Consider the following 17,185-nt stretch of genomic DNA (forward strand, 5'->3'; position numbering starts at 1 on the left):
GGGCGGACGCCGGGACGACGGCAGGCCGACGGTGCAGCGCGCTCGGGCCGGACCGCGTAGCGCGCTCGGACCGGCCCGCTCCGTCAGACGGTCGGGGTCAGCCCGCGCGCCTCGACCGCCTGCTGGTAGAGCCGGCCGGCCCGGTACGAGCTGCGCACCAGCGGGCCGGCGAGCACGCCCGCGAAGCCGATCTCCTCGGCGCTGCGCTGGAAGTCCACGAATTCGTCGGGCTTGACCCAGCGGACGACGGGATGGTGCCGCGGCGAGGGACGCAGGTACTGGGTGATGGTGAGCAGGTCGCACCCGGCCTCGTGCAGCGCGTGCATGGCCTCGACCACCTCGGCCGGCTCCTCGCCCATGCCGAGGATGAGGTTGGACTTGGTGACCAGGCCGGCCCCGCGGGCGGCGGTCAGCACCGACAGCGAGCGTTCGAACCGGAACCCGGGCCGGATGCGGCGGAAGATCCGCGGCACGGTCTCGACGTTGTGCGCCAGCACCTCGGGTCGCGCGGAGAAGACCTCGGCCAGCTGGTCGGGCTTCGCGTCGAAGTCGGGGATGAGCAGTTCGACGCCGCAGCCCGGCACGGCCGCGTGGATCTGCCGCACCGTCTCGGCGTACAGCCAGGCACCGCCGTCGGGCAGGTCGTCGCGCGCGACGCCGGTGACGGTCGCGTACCTGAGGCCCATGGTGGCGACGCTCTCGGCCACCCGCCGCGGCTCGTCGGCGTCGAACGCGGCGGGCTTGCCGGTGTCGATCTGGCAGAAGTCGCACCGCCGGGTGCACTGGTCACCGCCGATGAGGAAGGTGGCCTCGCGGTCCTCCCAGCACTCGTAGATGTTGGGGCAGCCGGCCTCTTCGCAGACGGTGTGCAGGCCCTCGCGGCGGACCAGCGACTTGAGCTCGGTGTACTCGGGCCCGGTCCGCAGGCGGGTCTTGATCCACTCCGGCTTGCGCTCGATCGGCACCTGGCTGTTGCGCACCTCGAGGCGCAACAGCTTGCGGCCCGCCGGTTCGATCCGCTGTGCGGGGACAGGGGGTCGGACCGGCGCCTCGCTCATGATCCCCACGGTACCCGCAGACACGCGGCGCCCCCGCTGCCACGGCAGCGGGGGCGCCGGCGTGCTCGGACGGGGGTCAGGACCGCGACGAGCCGTCCGCGGGGTCGGTGCCCCGCTCGTCGACCGGCTTCGGCTCCTGGCCGGGCGTCACCTCGTCGTCGGAGCCCCTCAGTGCCGGATCGGCGCCTTCGCGCTCCTCGGGGCTCAGCGGGCTGGCCGCGAACTGCTGGGGCTGCATGCCCAGGTCGGACTCGACCGGGGTGCCGTCGCCGGGGGACTGCTCGGCGTCGGAGACCTGCTTGCCGCTGGGTGAACTGGGCACGGGATCCTCCCGGTAGCTGGGCACGGGCCCCTCGCCGGACGGCGCGGGGTTCCAAGCGTCGTCCTTGCGACGGCGCAGGACGACGGCGACCCCCGCGACCACGGCGAGGACGGCCAGCACCCACGGCCAGCGGCGCGGCGCCGGTTCGATGCCGACCCGCCGCTTGACCCGGGTGGTGGTGCGGGCCGCGGACCGGCCGAGCTCCTTGCGGCGGGCGGCCGCCTCCTTGCGCGCCTTGCGCGACCGCTTGACCGCCCGCTTGCGCGCCTGCGCGCCGCTCTTCGCCAGTTCGGCGCGGCGCGCCTCGAGCTCGCCGCGCGCGGTCTCCACGCCCGACAGCATGCTGCCGCGGGCATGCTCCAGCTCCCGGTTGACCGCCTCGCGTGCGGCGGCCATCCGCGGCGCCGCGTAGGCCAGCGTCGCCGCCTCGGCGGCGGCCAGCGCCGGGACGACCTCCTCGACCAGCCGCTTCTGCGCGGCGTCGCGGGCCGCGTCCACCCGCGGGCCGAGGTCGGTGACGGCGCGGTCGACCGCCTCCTGGGCGGCCGCCAGCGCCGCCTCGATGCGCGGGGCGGCGGCCTCCCGCGCGGCCTCGAGGCGTGGCGCCGCGGCCTCGCGCGCCGCCTCCACGCGCGGCGCGATCGTCTCCCGCGCGGTCGCGACAGCCGGTGCAGCGGCGGCCACGGCGGCCGCCACCTTCGGCGCGACCGCCTTCTGCGCCGCCCCCAGCCGGGGGGCGGCGGCCTCGCGCGCGGCGTCGACGCGCGGGCCGAGCTGCTCCGCGGCGGCGCGGCCGGCCTCGTTCACCGCAGCGCCGAGGTGGCTGAACCCCTCCTGCAGCTCGGCGGTGATGACCTGGCCGTGGCTCTTGTGGCGGACCACTGGATGCACCTCCCTGGTGATCGTCTCGGCGGCCATCCTGCCCGGTCCCGCGATCGACCACACCCCGACCCCCGCGGCACCCGGGCGGCGGCCCCGTCGCCGGAACGCGCGGGGAGGGTCAGGCGACCGGGAGCCGCGGTCCGGTGGGCTCGCGCAGCCAGGCGAGGAAGTCCACGACGGGCATCGGGCGGGCGAGCAGGAAACCCTGGACGATGTCGCAGCCGAGGTCGGCCAGCGTCCGGGCGGTGGCGTCGTCCTCGACGCCCTCGGCGACCAGGTCGAGGCCGAGGTCGTGGGCCAGCGCGACGGTGTGCCGCACGATGGTCGCCGCGCGCGGGTCGGCGGCCACGTCGCAGGTCAGGCTGCGGTCGAGCTTGAGCTCGTCGGCGGGCAGGGTGCGCAGGTAGGCCAGCGAGCTGTAGCCGGTGCCGTAGTCGTCGATGGAGGTCCGGACGCCGAGCCGGCGCAGCTCGCCGAGCACCTCGCGGCCGCGCTCGGGATCGGCCATCAGCGTGTCCTCGACCAGCTCGAGGGTGAGCGCCGAGGCGGGCAGGCCGTGGCGGACCAGCGCCTGGGCCACCTTGCCCGGCAGGTCGAGGTCGGTGACGTTCGCCGCGGACAGGTTGACCGACACCGGGACCCGGGCGGTCGGCCACCAGCGGGCCGCCGCGGCGAGGGCCAGCTCGAGCACGGCGTCGGCGAGCGGACGCAGCAACCCGGCCTGCTCGGCGGCGGGCAGCAGGTGCGCCGGCGACAGCAGCCCGCGGGTGGGGTGCCGCCAGCGGACCAGCGCCTCGGCGCCGGTGACGCGACCGTCGGACAGCGCGACCTGCGGCTGCAGGTGCACCTCGAGCTGGTCGTTCACCGACAGCGCCGTCCGCAGCTCCTCCATGGTGCGTAGCCGGTCACTGGCTCCGCCGTCCGGCTCGGGCAGGTAGACGTGCACGCCCTCGCGGCCGGTCTTGGCCGCGTACATCGCCACGTCGGCGCAGCGCAGCAGCTCCCGCACCGTGGCCGCGGGCACCGGGGCGGTGGCCACGCCGATGCTGACCCCCACGTGCAGACGCACGCCCTCCACGGTGAACGGCTGCAGCACCAGCTCGCGCAGCCGGACGGCGAGGGCGTGCGCCTCGTCCAGCCCCGCGTCGCCGAGCAGTACCGCGAACTCGTCGCCGCCGAGCCGGGCCAGGACGTCGCCGGTGCGCAGCGCGCTCCGCAGGCGCGGGCCGATCTGCCGGAGAAGCTCGTCGCCGGCGGCGTGCCCGAGGCTGTCGTTGACCTCCTTGAACCCGTCCAGGTCCAGCAGCAGCAGGGCGGCCGGCCGGGCGGCCGACGCCCCGGTCAGCACCGCCTCGGCCCGCTCCAGCAGCGACCGCCGGTTGTCCAGGCCGGTCAGCTCGTCGGTGCGCGCCTCGGCACGCACCTCGTTGAAGGCGCGGACCTCGCGGAAGGTGATCGCGGTCCGGGCGAGCGCGGCGAGCACGCAGCCGACGGCCAACCACGCCGCGGCCGGGTTGAAGCGGTCGCCGTAGCCGGCACCGAGCACCAGCAGGCTGGCCAGGTTGCACGCCAGCGGCACGGCCAGCACCCGCCAGCCCACCCGGGTGGTCGCCTCCTGCGCGGCGCGTGCTGCGCGCCCGGCGTCGCTGGTGTGCGCGGCGAGCGCCAGGAGGAACGCTGCGGCGAGCCAGGTGAGGTCCAGCGGTCCGCCCTCGACGTAGATGCCGCGCGTCGCCAGGTCGAGGAACACGATGTCGCCGACGAGCGTGGCGGCGATCCCGGCGCCGAGCAGCAGCAGCGTGCGGTCGCGCCGGACGCCGAGGATGGCGCCCATCGCCACCAGCAGGGCCAGCAGGACGACGTCGGCGATCGGGTAGGCCAGGCTGGTGACGACCGCGGCGGGGTCGCCGTCGGTCAGCTCCAGCGCAGGGCCGAGCAGCACCGCGACCGCGACGGCGCCGGCGCCGAGCGCGCCGACGACGCCGTCGAGCCACATGCTCGCGTGGAAGCGCGCCACCCGTGCCCGGACCAGTGCCAACAGCGCCACGTACAGGGGCAGGTAGTAGGCCAGGTAGAACACGTCCGCCACCGAGGGGAACGGCTCGGGGTCCATCCGCGCGACGACCAGGCTGTAGGTCAGGTTGCCGATCACGTTCAGCGCCAACCCGGAGGCCAGGGCCAGCCACGCCGTCCGCTCCGGAGCGCCGCGGCGGGCGGCCAGCACGCAGACCGCCATGGCGGCCAGGGATACCGCGTTGTACAGGACGACGTCGTACCCGGTCGCCCACGGCTCGCCCTCCGGCCGGGGGCCGACGCCGGTGGCGAAGAGCGCCAGCGCGGCCCCGGAAGCGGTCAGCCAGGCGCCGGACGACGCTCGGCGGTGGCCGCGCGAGATTGATTGCACGCGATCGTTCTCGGCGGGCCGGGTGCCGCTCCGCACCGTGCCCGGCAGGAACCTCACCCGTCGGGGGGAGACGCGGGACGCGGGCCCGCCGCGTCCGCCGCGGCGCCGGGCGGTATCGCGGCGGCCGGCACCGGCGGCGCGCGGTAGGCTCGCGCGCGTGACCGGCCGGCTGCTCCTCGCGGGGCCGTGCTGACCTGACCCGGATCGGACAGCACGGCGACCCCTCCTGCGCGAGGGGTCTTTTCATGTCCGACGTCCGGGTCCCCCGCCGCCACCCCTTCGACCCCGGAGCACCGACGATGAGCCAGACGGCCAGCCAGCCGAGCACCGATCCGACCGCCGACGGGGTGCCCCCGCACCGCTACACCCCGGCGCTGGCGCAGTCGATCGAGCTCGCCTGGCAGGACCGGTGGGAGACCGAGGGCACGTTCCACACGCCCAACCCGGCCGGCCGGCTGGCCGAGGGCTTCGACCGCGTCGCCGACCGGCCCAAGTACTTCGTCATGGACATGTTCCCGTACCCCTCGGGCGCCGGGCTGCACGTCGGGCACCCACTGGGCTACCTGGGCACCGACGTCACCAGCCGGTTCCGCCGGATGGACGGCGACAACGTGCTGCACCCCATGGGGTACGACGCCTTCGGGCTGCCCGCCGAGCAGTACGCCGTCCAGACCGGGCAGCACCCGCGGATCACGACCGAGGCGAACATCGCCGCCATCCGCGCGCAGCTGCGCCGGCTCGGCGTCGACCACGACCAGCGCCGATCGTTCGCCACGATCGATCCCGAGTACTACCGGTGGACGCAGTGGATCTTCCTGCAGATCTTCGGCGCCTGGTTCGACGAAGAGGCGGGCAGGGCCAGGCCCATCGAGGTGCTGGTCGCCCAGCTGGACGCCGGCACACGGGAACCCCACCCTGGCACCAACCCCTTCGGCCGGCCGTGGGCCGACCTGGCATTCGTCGAGAAGCGCAAGGTCGTCGACGCCCACCGGCTGGCCTATCTGCACGAGGCGCCGGTCAACTGGTGCCCGGGGCTGGGCACCGTGCTGTCCAACGAGGAGGTCACCCCGGACGGGCGCTCGGAGCGGGGCAACTTCCCGGTGTTCCGGCGTCCGCTGACCCAGTGGATGATGCGGATCACCGCCTACGCCGAGCGGCTGCTGGCCGACCTGGACCGGCTGGACTGGCCCGACTCGCTGAAGCAGATGCAGCGCAACTGGATCGGCAAGTCGACGGGCGCGCGGATCGGCTTTCGCTGCGGCGACGAGACGATCGAGGTCTTCACCACCCGGCCGGACACCCTCTTCGGCGCCACCTACATGGTGCTGGCGCCGGAGCACCCGCTGGTCTACGCGCTGACCGCCGACTCCTGGCCGGAGGACGTCGACCCGCAGTGGACCGGTGGGGCGTCGACCCCGCGGGAGGCGGTCACCGCATACCGGCGCGAGGCGTCGCGCCGCTCGGAGCTGGAGCGCCAGACCGAGGGGCGGGACAAGACCGGCGTATGGACGGGCGCGACCGCTGTCAACCCGGTCAACGGCCGCGCGCTGCCGGTGTTCGTCGCCGACTACGTCCTGATGGGCTACGGCACCGGCGCCATCATGGCGGTGCCCGGCGAGGACACGCGTGACTTCGAGTTCGCGGAGAAGTTCGGCCTGCCCGTCGTCCGGACCGTGCAGCCGCCGGAGGGCTTCGAGGGCGGCGCGTGGACCGGCCCGGGCGACATGATCAACTCGTCCAACGACGAGGTGTCGCTGGACGGACTGGACACGGCCGAGGCGATCGAGCGCATCACCGGCTGGCTGGTGGCGCGCGGGCACGGCGAGGCGACGACCACCTACAAGCTGCGCGACTGGCTGTTCAGCCGGCAGCGCTACTGGGGCGAGCCGTTCCCGATCGTCTACGACGAGGACGGTCTGCCCCGCGCCGTCCCGGAGTCGCTGCTGCCGGTGCTGCTGCCCGAGGTCGACGACTACTCGCCGAAGACGTTCGCCGACGACGACGCCGACTCCGCCCCGGAGCCGCCGCTGTCGCGGGCGACCGACTGGACGACGGTCGAGCTGGACCTGGGCGACGGGCCCCGCACGTACCGGCGCGAGACGAACACGATGCCCAACTGGGCGGGGTCGTGCTGGTACTACCTGCGCTACCTGGACCCCGGTGACGGCGCGCGGATGGTCGACCCGGAGCTGGAGCGCTACTGGCTGGGTCCGCGCTCGCCGGGTGACCCGGGCGGGGTGGACCTGTACGTGGGCGGCGTCGAGCACGCCGTGCTGCACCTGCTGTACGCGCGCTTCTGGCACAAGGTGCTGCACGACCTGGGGTACGTGTCGAGCGAGGAGCCGTTCCGCCGGCTGGTCAACCAGGGGTACATCTCCGCCTACGCCTACACCGACGAGCGCGGCTTCTACGTGCCCGCGGCCGAGGTGGAGGAGAAGGACGGCCGGTTCTACCACCAGGGCGCCGAGGTCAACCGCGAGTACGGGAAGATCGGCAAGAGCCTGAAGAACATGGTCACGCCCGACGAGATGATCGGCGCGTACGGGGCGGACACCTTCCGGGTGTACGAGATGTCCACCGGGCCGCTGGAGCAGTCCCGGCCGTGGGAGACCAAGGCCGTGGTCGGCTCGCAGCGGCTGCTGCAGCGGATCTGGCGGGTGGTGGTCGACGAGCGGACCGGCGCGGTGCGGGCCGCCGACGTCGAACCGGGCGAGGACACGCTGCGTGCGCTGCACCGCACCATCGCCGGGGTGCGCGACGGCATGGCCACCCTGCGGTTCAACATCGCCGTCGCCCGGATCACCGAGCTGACCAACCACCTGACGCAGACCTACGGCGCCGACTCGCCGGTGCCGCGGTCGGTGGTCGAGCCGCTGCTGCTGCTGGTCGCGCCGCTGGCGCCGCACATCGCCGAGGAGATGTGGTCGCGGTCGGGCCACGCGGAGTCGCTGGCCTGGCACCCGTTCCCGGTGGCCGACGAGCGCTGGCTGGTGGAGGACACCGTCGAGGTCGCCGTCCAGGTCAACGGCAAGGTGCGCGCCCAGGTCACCGTGCCGGCCGACGCCGACGCCGACGCACTGGAGGCCGCGGCGCGGGCGGACGAGAAGGTGGCCGGCCACCTGTCCGGGCGGACCGTGCGTCGCGTCGTGGCCGTCCCCGGCCGGCTGGTCAACTTCGTCGTCGCCTGAGGAGGAGATCCGTGCGGGTCACCCGCACGGATCTCCGCCGCTCACGACGGTCGCGCCGCGGTCGTCGTCGGTGACCACCCGCGGGCGCAGCCCGGCCCGGACGACGGCGTCTGCGAGGGCGGGCGCCTGCGCGCCGCTCGTCTCGACCAGCAGCGCGCCGCCGGGCGCCAGCCACGCCGGTGCGCCGGCGACCACCCGCCGGAGGACGGCGAGGCCGTCGGCGCCGCCGTCGAGCACCGCACGCGGCTCGTGGTCGCGGGCCTCGGGCGGCATCAGCACGATCGCGTCGGTCGGTACGTAGGGCGCGTTGGCGACCAGCACGTCGACCCGGCCGGCCAGCGCGTCCGGCAGCGGCGCGTACAGGTCGCCCTCGTGGACGGCGCCGCGCGGCAGGTTCCGGCGGGCGCACCGGACGGCGACCGGGTCGACGTCGACGGCGTGCAGCTCGACCGCCGGCACCGCCGAGGTCAGCACCGCGCCGACCGCACCGCAGCCGCAGCACAGGTCGACCGCGACGGGACGGCGCGTGCCGGCGACCGTCCGGAGGAGGGCGGTGGCCCGTTCGGCCAGGAGTGCGGTGCGGGCGCGGGGTACGAAGACGCCCGGCGACACGACCAGGCGCAGCCCGCAGAAGTCCACACGGCCGAGCACGTGCTCGAGCGGTTCGCCCGCCGTGCGCCGGGCCGTGAGCGCGGCGAGCTGGCCCGGGGTGCGCGCGGCATCGCGGAGCAGCCGGGCCTCGTCCTCGGCGTAGACGCAGCCCGCCGCGCGCAGCGCCGCGACGAGCTCCGGCGGTGCGTCAGCCGGCGGCGGCACCGGTCGTGGCACCGGCGGTGGCGGTCATCGCGGCCGTAGCGGGCGGGGCAGCGGCCGCCACGGGCGGCACTGCAACCGTCGCGGGCGGGGCAGCGGTCGCCGCGGGCGGGTCCGCCGCCGCGCCGTGGGCGCCCGTGGACGCGAGCACCCGGCGCACGGCCGTCTCCACCCGGTCGATCACCTCGGCGACCGGGACGTCGCGACCGAGCTCGGCCGACAGCGACGTCACGCCGGCGTCGGTGATGCCGCACGGCACGATCGCCCCGAAGGCCCGCAGATCCGGATCGCAGTTGAGCGCGAAGCCGTGCATGGACACCCCCCGGGCCACCCGGACGCCGATCGCGGCGATCTTCCGCGCCGGCCGGCCCGCTCCGCCCGGCGGGTCAGCGGGAACCCAGACACCGCTGCGGCCATCGATGCGGCCGGTGGGCAGCCCGAGGTCGGCGCACACGTCGATCAGCGCCTGCTCGAGGCGGCGGACGTGCGCCACCACGTCGACCGGGTCGGGCAGCGCCACGATCGGGTAGCCGACCAGCTGTCCCGGGCCGTGCCAGGTGATCTTCCCGCCGCGGTCGACGTCGATGACCGGGGTGCCGTCGAGCGGGCGCTCGTGCGGCTCGGTGCGCCGTCCGGCCGTGTAGACCGAGGGGTGCTCCAGGAGCAGGAGCGTGTCGGGCCCTCCACCGGCGACCCGGGCGGCGTGCAGCTCGCGCTGCATCGCCCACGCCTCCTCGTAGGGGACGGTGCCGGCACGCAGGACCTGCAGCTCAGTCACGAGGTCCAGGGTAGCCAGGCGCCCTCCTGCCCTCGCATCTCGCCGACGCTCGCGGCGGGTCCCGCAGGTGGGTCGCCCGTGCCGCACGTTCCGCCGACCCTCGCCGCGGGTCCCTGCCGGAGGACGGCAGGGCGTCACCCCGGCGCGGCGGGAATCAGCGTCCTGGCCCGCCGCCCGCGCGTGCGGCTCGCTCGCCGACGGAGCGGATGTCGGCGAGGTGGTGCAGCCCCTCGTGCAGCGCCTGGCGGACGAGCCACCGTGCCGTGCGGCGCTCCGAGGGCAACCGCGTGACCACGCGGTCCCACTCGTCCGCGCGGGTGGCGGCGATCTCGTCGCGGAAGCCGCGGACCGCCGCGGCTAGTTCCTCGAGCACCGGCTCCACCTGCCTCTCCCGGTAGCGGAAGCGGCGGGCGCGGAAGTCGTTGAGCAGGGGCTCGACCGCCGGCTGCGTCTCCTTGCGCGCGCGGTGCAACCGGATCGTGTAGGCGACGTACACGTCGCGCAGGTGGCAGACGTACTCGACGACCGACCACACCTCGGGCTCCGGGCGGAGGTCCAGGACCCCGGAGGGCACCTCGGCGACGGCGCCGACGACCTCCGTGGGCAGCGCGGCCAGCCGCGCGGCGGCATCGGTGACGGAGGTCCGCGCGTAGTCCAGCGGGCAGGTCGGGCAGACGTGGTCCTCCGCGGCGAGCGGGGTCAGGTCGAGACCCGGGTCGGCGGGGCCGCTCACGCCAGCCGCCGCGGGGCGATCCGGGTCTCCACCACCCCGCCGTCCGGCCCGCGCTCGACCCGGTAGGCGGCGGCGTCCGGCCGGTCGGCGACGGCCTCGACCAGCTCGGTGCCCCGGTACACGAGCCCGACCCCGTCGTCCGTGGCGTGCCCGGCCGGCAGCGTGCCGTCGGCGACCAGCCGGTGGTAGAGCGGGCGGCGTTGCTCCTCGGAGTCGTGGTGCACGCCGTTCGACGTCGGGATCAGCCCCAGGCCGTCGGTGACCGGCCGCAGGTCCGGCCCGAACGAGTCGGTGGTCCCGCCGACGTGCCAGCACAGCGACCCGGCCGAGACGCCGCCGAGCACCACCCCGGCCCGCCACGCCTCGGCGAGGACGTCGTCCAGCCCGTGGGTCCGCCACACGGCGAGCAGGTTGGCCACGCTGCCGCCGCCCACCCACACCACGTCCTGCGCGAGCAGGTGCGCGCGGACGTCGGGAACGGTCGGCATCGGGAACAGGCTGAGGTGGCTGACGTCGACGCCGCTGCCGGCGAACGCCCCGTAGACGCCCCCCACCCGTACCGGGTCGTCGCCGGTGGCCGTGCCCAGGTAGCACAGCCGCGGCCGCTCGGGCCCACCGGCGAGGGAGAACGCCAGATCGAAGACCGGCCCGGGACGCCAGTCGTACGGCCCCCGGCCCCGCGAGGCGAAGCCCATGCTCGTGGCCAGGATGGTCGGCGCGGTGGCAGGCATCAGGCGGCTCCGGTGGACGACGTCGCCCCGGCGGCGGGTGGGTCGGCCGGCCCGCCTGCCGGTGACCGCGGGCGCAGGGAGCGCAGCACCGCCCGGGCGGCGCGGGCGCCGCTGGCCATGGCGCCCTGGATCGACGGGGTGTCGCGGTGGTCGCCGCACACGAACAGCCCACCACCGAGGTCGACCGGTTGCCGCAGCCGCAGCGGTGGCAGGGCGGCCGGCTGCGCACCGGGGACGGTCACCGACGTCAGGTGCTCGAGGTCGGCGGCGGCGACGCCGTGCAGCCGGGCCACCTCGTCGCGGACGTCGGCCTCCCGGGTCGGTGCCATCGTCGAGCTGGCCACGAGCGCGCGCCCATCGGGTGAGTAGCGGGGCTGGGCGTCGGTGACGACGGCGCTGTTCACGACGTGCCCCTCCGGGCGGCCGAGCACGATCAGCGGCGCCGGCCACGGCGAGCGGGGGAGCACGTGCAGGTGGGTGGTCACCTGGCGCGGCGCGCTGGCCGCGACGCCCGGCAGCAACTGGGCCGCGGTGGCCGGATCGGCCGCCACCACGACGGCGTCGGCGCGGACGCTGCCGGCGTCGGAGTCGACCCGGTCCCCGGCGACCGCCGACACCCGGACGCCGAGGTGCACGCGGCCACCGCCGACCCGGGCGGCGAGTTGCTCGCCGACGGTCTGCATGCCGCAAGCGGGCAGACCGAAGCCGCCGCGGGCGAAGCTGCGCCAGAGCAGGTCGAGGTAGCGGCTGGACGTGGCCAGCTCCCGTTCGAGCAGCACGCCGGCGAGGAAGGGGCGGAAGAAGCGTTCCAGCGCGGCGCCGCCCACCCGTGCCCGGAGCAGCGCCTGCTCGGCGGTGGTCTCGCGCGCCCGGAGCAGGCGGGGTACGGGCACGTACGCGGCCCGCGCGGCGAACGCGCCGATGGCGGCCTTCTCGACCAGCGAGCCGACCGGCGCCCGCAGCGTGCCGAGCGCCGCACCGGGTCGCCGGCGCGGGTCGACCAGGCGGTGTGCCCGGCCGTCGTCGGTGCGCAGGACGGCGCCCGGCCAGAACCAGCCCAGCTGCAGCGCACCGAGGTCGAGGTCGGCCACCCGCGGGTAGCCGGTGTTGAGCACCTGGAAGCCGCGGTCGACGACGAAACCGTCGATCCGCTCCGTCGCCAGCCGGCCACCGGCGTGCCCGCCGGCCTCCAGCAGGTGCACGTCGCAGCCGGCGGCGGCCAGGCGCGTGGCGGCCGACAGCCCGGCCAGCCCCGCGCCCACGACCACGACCTCGGCGCGCTCGGGCAGGGATGTCACGCGAAGAACGTAGGGCAGCCCGGGGAACCCGACCTGCCGGGACGGCGGAGCTGTGGACGGGCTGCCGGCCTGTGGACGACCGGAGCGGCGCGGACGCTCGGCGTCCTACCGTGCCCGCGTGCTGCTCACCGACCCGTCCGACGACGACCGCTCCGGCCCGCGGGACGTGCCACCACCCGTGCCCGGTTACGTGCTGGAGTCGCTGCTGGGTCGCGGCGCCTCGGGGGAGGTGTGGCGCGCCGTGCCCCGCGGCGGCGGTCCGCCGGTCGCGGTCAAGCTGCTGGTCGCCGGCGACCCGGTCCGCCAGTCGCGGGAGGCGGCGCTGCTCGGCGAGCTCGACCACCCGCACCTGGTGCGCCTGCACGAGGTGGTGCACCAGCCTCGTCGCGGCGGCGCCCCGCGGGTCGCGCTGGTGCTCGACCTGCTGGCCGGGGGCAGCCTCGCCGCGCTCCTCACCCGGCGCGGCCGGCTGCGGCCGGGCGAGGTCGTGACGGCGATCGCCCCGGTCGCCGCCGCGCTGGCCCACGTCCACGACCGGGGCGTCGTGCACGGCGACCTCTCCCCGGGCAACATCGTCTTCACCGGGGAGGGCCGCCCGGTGCTCACCGACCTCGGCGTGGCCCGAGTCCTGGGCGACGACTCAGCCGCCGAGGTCACCCCGGCGTACGTCGACCCGACCGTCGCGCGAGGCGGCGCGCCCGGTCCGGCGTCCGACGTGTTCGGTGTCGCGGCCGCGGCCTTCCACGCGCTCACCGGCGTGGCGCCGTGGAACGCCGCGCGGCCGGCCGACGTGCTGGCCGTCGCGGCCGCCGGGGAGCTGCCCGACCTCGACGAGCTGGCCGCCGACGCTCCCGCCGAGCTCCGTGCCGTCATCGCCCGCGGGCTCGCCGCCGAGCCGCACGCCCGCGGATCCGCCGCCGAGTTCGCACTCGACCTGCGGCACGCCTGCCGGCCGGAGCCGGTCCGCCTGCCGGCCGACGGCGTACCCGACGGAGAGCTGGGGTCGACCGGCCGGGGTCCGCGCACCGAGCTCACCCACCAGGTGCCCGGTCGGAGTCCACGTCCGGCGCCGGTCGTCGTGGACGCCGGTCGCCGACGCCGGCGGGACCGGGCGAAGGCCGCTGCCGAGTGGGGCCGCGGCGACCGGGTGTCGCCGGACGTCGACGAGGGCTCGGGGCGGCGCCGGGTGCACCGGGTGCTGCGGGCCGGCCTGGTCGGTATGACCGCCACGGTGCTGATCGCGGTCATCGGGGCGGGCGTCGTGCGGCTGGCCGGCGGCAGCCCGCAGGTCGGCGGGACGAGCGTGGCCGCACCGTCCGCCCCGGCCGCGGGCGACTCCAGCGGGGCGCCGCGGCCGTCGGGGACGGCGCCCGCCCCGACCGCGGCTCCCGCCACCGCCGCTCCGCCGGTGTCCGCACCGGCGTCCGGCACGGGCCTGGCTCCCGGGCCCCTGCCGGCTGCGGCGACCTGGCCCGCGTCCGCGGCGGAATGGCAGGCGCTCGTCGACGGGCTGTACCGGACCCGGGCCCGCGCCCTGACGACGGCCTCGACCGAGCTGCTGGGGCAGGTCTACACCCGGGACAGCCCGCACCGGGGAGCCGACGAGGAGTACGTGGCCGCCCTCGCGACGGCGGGCGGGTCGCTGCGCGGCTTCGCGCCCCAGGTCGTGCGGGTCGACGAGGTGGTCACGACCGCTGCCGGGACCGGTGCCGGTGGCGGGACCGGTGCCGGTGGCGGAACCGGAGCCGGTGGCGGGACCGAGAGCGGTGCGGGCGCCAGGGAGGGGCCCGGTGGCGGGCCCGGGGAACGGCCCGATGGGTCAGGAGCGGTGGTGGGCGCCCGGGCCGAGCTGCGGCTGGTCGACCGGTGGCCCGGCTACACGGTCGTCCCGGCGGCCGGGGACCCCGCGCCGCGCGCCGTGCCCGGGCGTCCAGCCGCGGAGGTCCGCATGGTGCTCGTCGCCGAGGAGGGCGGCTGGCGGATCGAGCGTGCCGAGCAAGGCGGATGACCGGATCGGGCGGTGCGGTGGGTCTGCGTGCCGCGCGGAGCCTGCGTGCCGAGCGCCGCGAGCGGTGGCGGGCGGCGGGCGAGCCCTTGGATCAGCGGCTGACCAGTGCGGCGCGCAACCCGTCCTCCACCGAGGTGTGCGCGAAGGAGAAGCCGGACTCCTGGAGTCGAGCGGGCACGGCCCGCTGACCGGCGAGCACCCCGATCCGCGCGAACTCACCGAGCACCACCCACAGGGCCGCGCCGGGGACGGGGAACGGCGTGGGCCGCCGCACCACGCGGCCGAGCGCGGCGGTGAACTCGGCGTTGGTGACCGGCGTGGGCGCCGTCAGGTTCACCGGTCCGCTCAGCGGCGTGGTGAGGAGGAAGCGGATGGCGCCCACCTCGTCGTCGATGCTGATCCACGGCCAGTACTGGCGACCCGAGCCGAGACGACCGCCCACACCGAGGCGGAACAGCGGGGTCATCCGGCCGAGCAGGCCGCCCCGCCCGAGGACGAGGCCGCTCCGCAGGTTGGCCACCCGCACGCCGGCGGCGGCGGCCGGCGCGGTCGCCTCCTCCCAGGCGACGCACACGTGGGCGAGGTAGTCGTCCCCGGGAGGCGCGCCCTCGTCGACGACGCGGTCGCCGGTGTCGCCGTAGTAGCCGACCGCGGAGGCGGAGAGCAGCACCCGCTCGCGCGAGGGGTCGGCGGTGGCGGCTTCGGCGAGCGCCTGGCTGACGGTCGCGGTGCCGTCGACACGGCTGTCGAGCACCCGCCGCTTGTGCGCCTCCGACCAGCGCCGGTCACCGATGCCCACGCCGGCGAGGTGCACGACGGCGTCGACGTCGGAGAGCAGCGCCGGGTCGATGCGGCGGTGCTCCGGGTCCCACCGGTGCTCGTCCTCCGTGCGCGGGGTGCGCCGGACGAGCCGGAGCACGTCGTGGCCGTCGTCCCGGAGGCGGGGCACCAGCGCCCGCCCGATCAGCCCGGAGGCGCCGGTGACCGCGATCCGCATGCGTGCTGCTCCCTCGTGGCGTCGGCAGGGGCGGGCGCGGGGCCGGTGTCAGCACCGGCCCCGCGTCCGTGGTCGCGACCTCAGGCCAGGCCGACGTCCCCCTGGAACTGCCCGCCCTCGAGCCGCTCGCGGACCGTGGTGAGGAACCGGGCCGCGTCGGCGCCGTCGACGATGCGGTGGTCGTAGGTCAGCGCCAGGTACACCATCGAGCGCACGGCGATCACCTCGCCGAGTTCGTCGTCCTGCACGACGACCGGGCGCTTGACCACCGAGCCGGTGCCCAGGATGGCCACCTGGGGCTGGTTGATGATCGGCGTGTCGAACAGGGCGCCACGGCTGCCGGTGTTGGTGAGGGTGAACGTGCCGCCACCGAGCTCGTCCGGCGTGATCTTGTTCGTGCGGGTGCGCTCGGCGAGGTCGGCGATCTTGCGCGCCAGCCCACCCAGGCTCAGATCGCCTGCCCCGTGGATCACCGGCACGAGCAGGCCGCGCTCGGTGTCGACGGCGATGCCCAGGTTCTCGGCGTCGTGGTAGGTGACCGTCCCCGCATCGAGGTCGATCGAGGAGTTGACCGCCGGGTGCGCCTTGAGCGCCTCGATCGCCGCCTTCGCGAAGAAGGGCAGGAACGACAGCTTCACGTTCTCGCGGCGCGCGAAGTCGTCCTTGACCCGGGCCCGCAGCTGCGCGATGCGGGTGATGTCGGCCTCGACGACCGTGGTCAGCTGCGCGCTGACCGCCAGCGACTCGACCATGCGCTTGGCGATGACCGACCGCAGGCGGGACAGCTTCTCGGTGCGACCGCGCACCGAGGTGTCCGGCGCCGGAGCGGCCTTCGCCGCCTGCCCCGCCGGCGCCGCGGCAGCCGGTGCAGCCTGCTGCTGCGCCTGCTCCGCGGCGGTCAGGACGTCCTGCTTGCGGATCCGCCCCCCGACGCCGCTGCCCTGCACCACGGCGAGGTCCACCCCGCGCTCCGCGGCCAGGCGGCGCACCAGCGGTGTCACGTAGGCGCCGCCGCCGTCCGCGCCCGCAGAGGGCGCGGGTGCGGACGGTGCCTGCTGGGCCGGCCCGGGCGGCGCCGGCCGCTCGCCGGCGGAGGCGGCCGCCGTCGTCTCGGCCGCGGGCAGGTTGCCGTAGTCGGCACCCATCTGCTGGGCCGGCGCGGGCTGGGTCTCCCGCGGCGGTGCCTCCTGCCGCGGCGGTGCCTCCTGCCGCGGCGGCTCCTCCTGCGGCGCGGCTTCCTGCGGGGCCTCCTGCGCGGGCGCGGCACCTCCGCCGCCGATGATGGCGAGCTGCGCGCCGACCTCGACCGTCTCGTCCTCGCTGACGAGGATCTTGGTCAGCGTGCCGGCGGCGGGGGAGGGGATCTCGGTGTCGACCTTGTCGGTCGAGACCTCCAGCAGCGGCTCGTCGGCCTCGACCTGCTCACCCTCCTGCTTGAGCCAGCGGGTGACCGTGCCCTCGGTGACGCTCTCGCCCAGAGCGGGCATCGTCACCGGCGTCCCCTCGCCGCCGCCCCGCGCGCCCTGGTCGCCCCCCGCCCCGGAGGGCTGGGAGGCCGACGGCGTCTCCGGGGCCTGGGCCGGCTGTTCCTGGCCGGTGGCCTCCGCGGCCGCGTCGACCTCGGCGTCGGGCTGCTCCTCGGCGGTGGCAGCGCCACCGCCCCCACCGCCGTCCCCGCCCTCGTCACCGCCACCGATGACGGCGAGCTCGGCGCCGACCTCGACCGTCTCGTCCTCGCTGACGAGGATCTTGGTCAGCGTGCCGGCGGCGGGGGAGGGGATCTCGGTGTCGACCTTGTCGGTCGAGACCTCCAGCAGCGGCTCGTCGGCCTCGACCTGCTCACCCTCCTGCTTGAGCCAGCGGGTGACCGTGCCCTCGGTGACGCTCTCGCCCAGGGCGGGCATGGTGACGGAGGTCGGCATCGGGGCAGTGCTCCTTCTGGCGGTGGGTGGACGAGGGAGGAGTGCGGCGGT

General features: G+C 76.1%; 12 protein-coding genes. 2 read left to right on the plus strand and 10 right to left on the minus strand.

The annotated features are described in order from the left end of the window. Positions 1-83: 83 nt before the first annotated feature. The 3 genes from lipA to OF117_RS18255 form a co-directional block, all read right to left on the minus strand. The gene (gene lipA / locus OF117_RS18245) at positions 84-1,058 is read right to left on the minus strand and encodes a lipoyl synthase (RefSeq protein ID WP_263554271.1); all 975 of its coding nucleotides are present in this window, start codon (positions 1,056-1,058) and stop codon (positions 84-86) included. Positions 1,059-1,134: 76 nt separating this feature from the next. Then, positions 1,135-2,262 (minus strand): hypothetical protein, encoded by a 1,128-nt coding sequence (locus OF117_RS18250; protein ID WP_263554272.1) that lies wholly within the window; start codon positions 2,260-2,262, stop codon positions 1,135-1,137. A gap of 118 nt (positions 2,263-2,380) precedes the next feature. Further along, positions 2,381-4,666, minus strand: a complete 2,286-nt coding sequence (locus tag OF117_RS18255) for a putative bifunctional diguanylate cyclase/phosphodiesterase (protein WP_263554273.1) — start codon at positions 4,664-4,666, stop codon at positions 2,381-2,383. Between the two features lie 299 nt (positions 4,667-4,965). Between OF117_RS18255 and leuS the strand changes: the two genes are divergently transcribed. Next, positions 4,966-7,854 carry a leucine--tRNA ligase gene (leuS, locus tag OF117_RS18260; RefSeq protein ID WP_263554369.1) on the plus strand — a complete coding sequence of 963 codons (2,889 nt, stop codon included), beginning with the start codon at positions 4,966-4,968 and terminating at the stop codon, positions 7,852-7,854. Between the two features lie 18 nt (positions 7,855-7,872). On the opposite strand, the gene OF117_RS18265 is transcribed toward leuS, so the two are convergent. The 5 genes from OF117_RS18265 to OF117_RS18285 form a co-directional block, all read right to left on the minus strand. Then, positions 7,873-8,670 carry a putative protein N(5)-glutamine methyltransferase gene (locus OF117_RS18265; RefSeq protein ID WP_263554274.1) on the minus strand — a complete coding sequence of 266 codons (798 nt, stop codon included), beginning with the start codon at positions 8,668-8,670 and terminating at the stop codon, positions 7,873-7,875. Further along, entirely contained in the window at positions 8,654-9,445 is a 792-nt protein-coding gene (lipB, locus tag OF117_RS18270) for a lipoyl(octanoyl) transferase LipB (RefSeq protein ID WP_263554275.1), read from the minus strand. The genes OF117_RS18265 and lipB overlap by 17 nt, the downstream gene beginning before the upstream one ends. Before the next feature lie 154 nt (positions 9,446-9,599). Next, on the minus strand, positions 9,600-10,178 hold the full coding sequence (locus OF117_RS18275) for a DinB family protein (RefSeq protein ID WP_263554276.1): 579 nt from the start codon (positions 10,176-10,178) through the stop codon (positions 9,600-9,602). Further along, positions 10,175-10,909, minus strand: a complete 735-nt coding sequence (locus OF117_RS18280) for a peptidase E (protein WP_263554277.1) — start codon at positions 10,907-10,909, stop codon at positions 10,175-10,177. Before OF117_RS18280 ends, OF117_RS18275 begins: the two co-directional genes overlap by 4 nt. Further along, complete coding sequence (locus OF117_RS18285; protein ID WP_263554278.1) at positions 10,909-12,207, minus strand: NAD(P)/FAD-dependent oxidoreductase; 1,299 nt, start codon at positions 12,205-12,207, stop codon at positions 10,909-10,911. Before OF117_RS18285 ends, OF117_RS18280 begins: the two co-directional genes overlap by 1 nt. A gap of 118 nt (positions 12,208-12,325) precedes the next feature. Between OF117_RS18285 and OF117_RS18290 the strand changes: the two genes are divergently transcribed. Beyond that, the gene (locus OF117_RS18290) at positions 12,326-14,215 is read left to right on the plus strand and encodes a serine/threonine-protein kinase (protein ID WP_263554279.1); all 1,890 of its coding nucleotides are present in this window, start codon (positions 12,326-12,328) and stop codon (positions 14,213-14,215) included. Between the two features lie 91 nt (positions 14,216-14,306). On the opposite strand, the gene OF117_RS18295 is transcribed toward OF117_RS18290, so the two are convergent. Both OF117_RS18295 and sucB read right to left on the minus strand, forming a co-directional pair. Then, on the minus strand, positions 14,307-15,212 hold the full coding sequence (locus OF117_RS18295; protein ID WP_263554280.1) for a TIGR01777 family oxidoreductase: 906 nt from the start codon (positions 15,210-15,212) through the stop codon (positions 14,307-14,309). 80 nt (positions 15,213-15,292) lie between these two features. Then, positions 15,293-17,134, minus strand: coding sequence for a 2-oxoglutarate dehydrogenase, E2 component, dihydrolipoamide succinyltransferase (sucB, locus tag OF117_RS18300; protein ID WP_263554281.1), 1,842 nt, complete (start codon positions 17,132-17,134; stop codon positions 15,293-15,295). Positions 17,135-17,185: the final 51 nt, after the last annotated feature.

The organism is Geodermatophilus sp. YIM 151500, assembly GCF_025716945.1.
In the GTDB taxonomy this organism is placed as follows: Bacteria; Actinomycetota; Actinomycetes; order Mycobacteriales; family Geodermatophilaceae; genus YIM-151500.

What these genes read in the sequence shown, in the direction of transcription:
- lipA (WP_263554271.1), bottom strand. Translation starts at nt 1,058, where the DNA reads ATGAGCGAGGCGCCGGTCCGACCCCCTGTCCCCGCACAGCGGATCGAA.
- leuS (WP_263554369.1), top strand. Translation starts at nt 4,966, where the DNA reads ATGAGCCAGACGGCCAGCCAGCCGAGCACCGATCCGACCGCCGACGGG.
- OF117_RS18280 (WP_263554277.1), bottom strand. Translation starts at nt 10,909, where the DNA reads ATGCCTGCCACCGCGCCGACCATCCTGGCCACGAGCATGGGCTTCGCC.
- OF117_RS18295 (WP_263554280.1), bottom strand. Translation starts at nt 15,212, where the DNA reads ATGCGGATCGCGGTCACCGGCGCCTCCGGGCTGATCGGGCGGGCGCTG.
- sucB (WP_263554281.1), bottom strand. Translation starts at nt 17,134, where the DNA reads ATGCCGACCTCCGTCACCATGCCCGCCCTGGGCGAGAGCGTCACCGAG.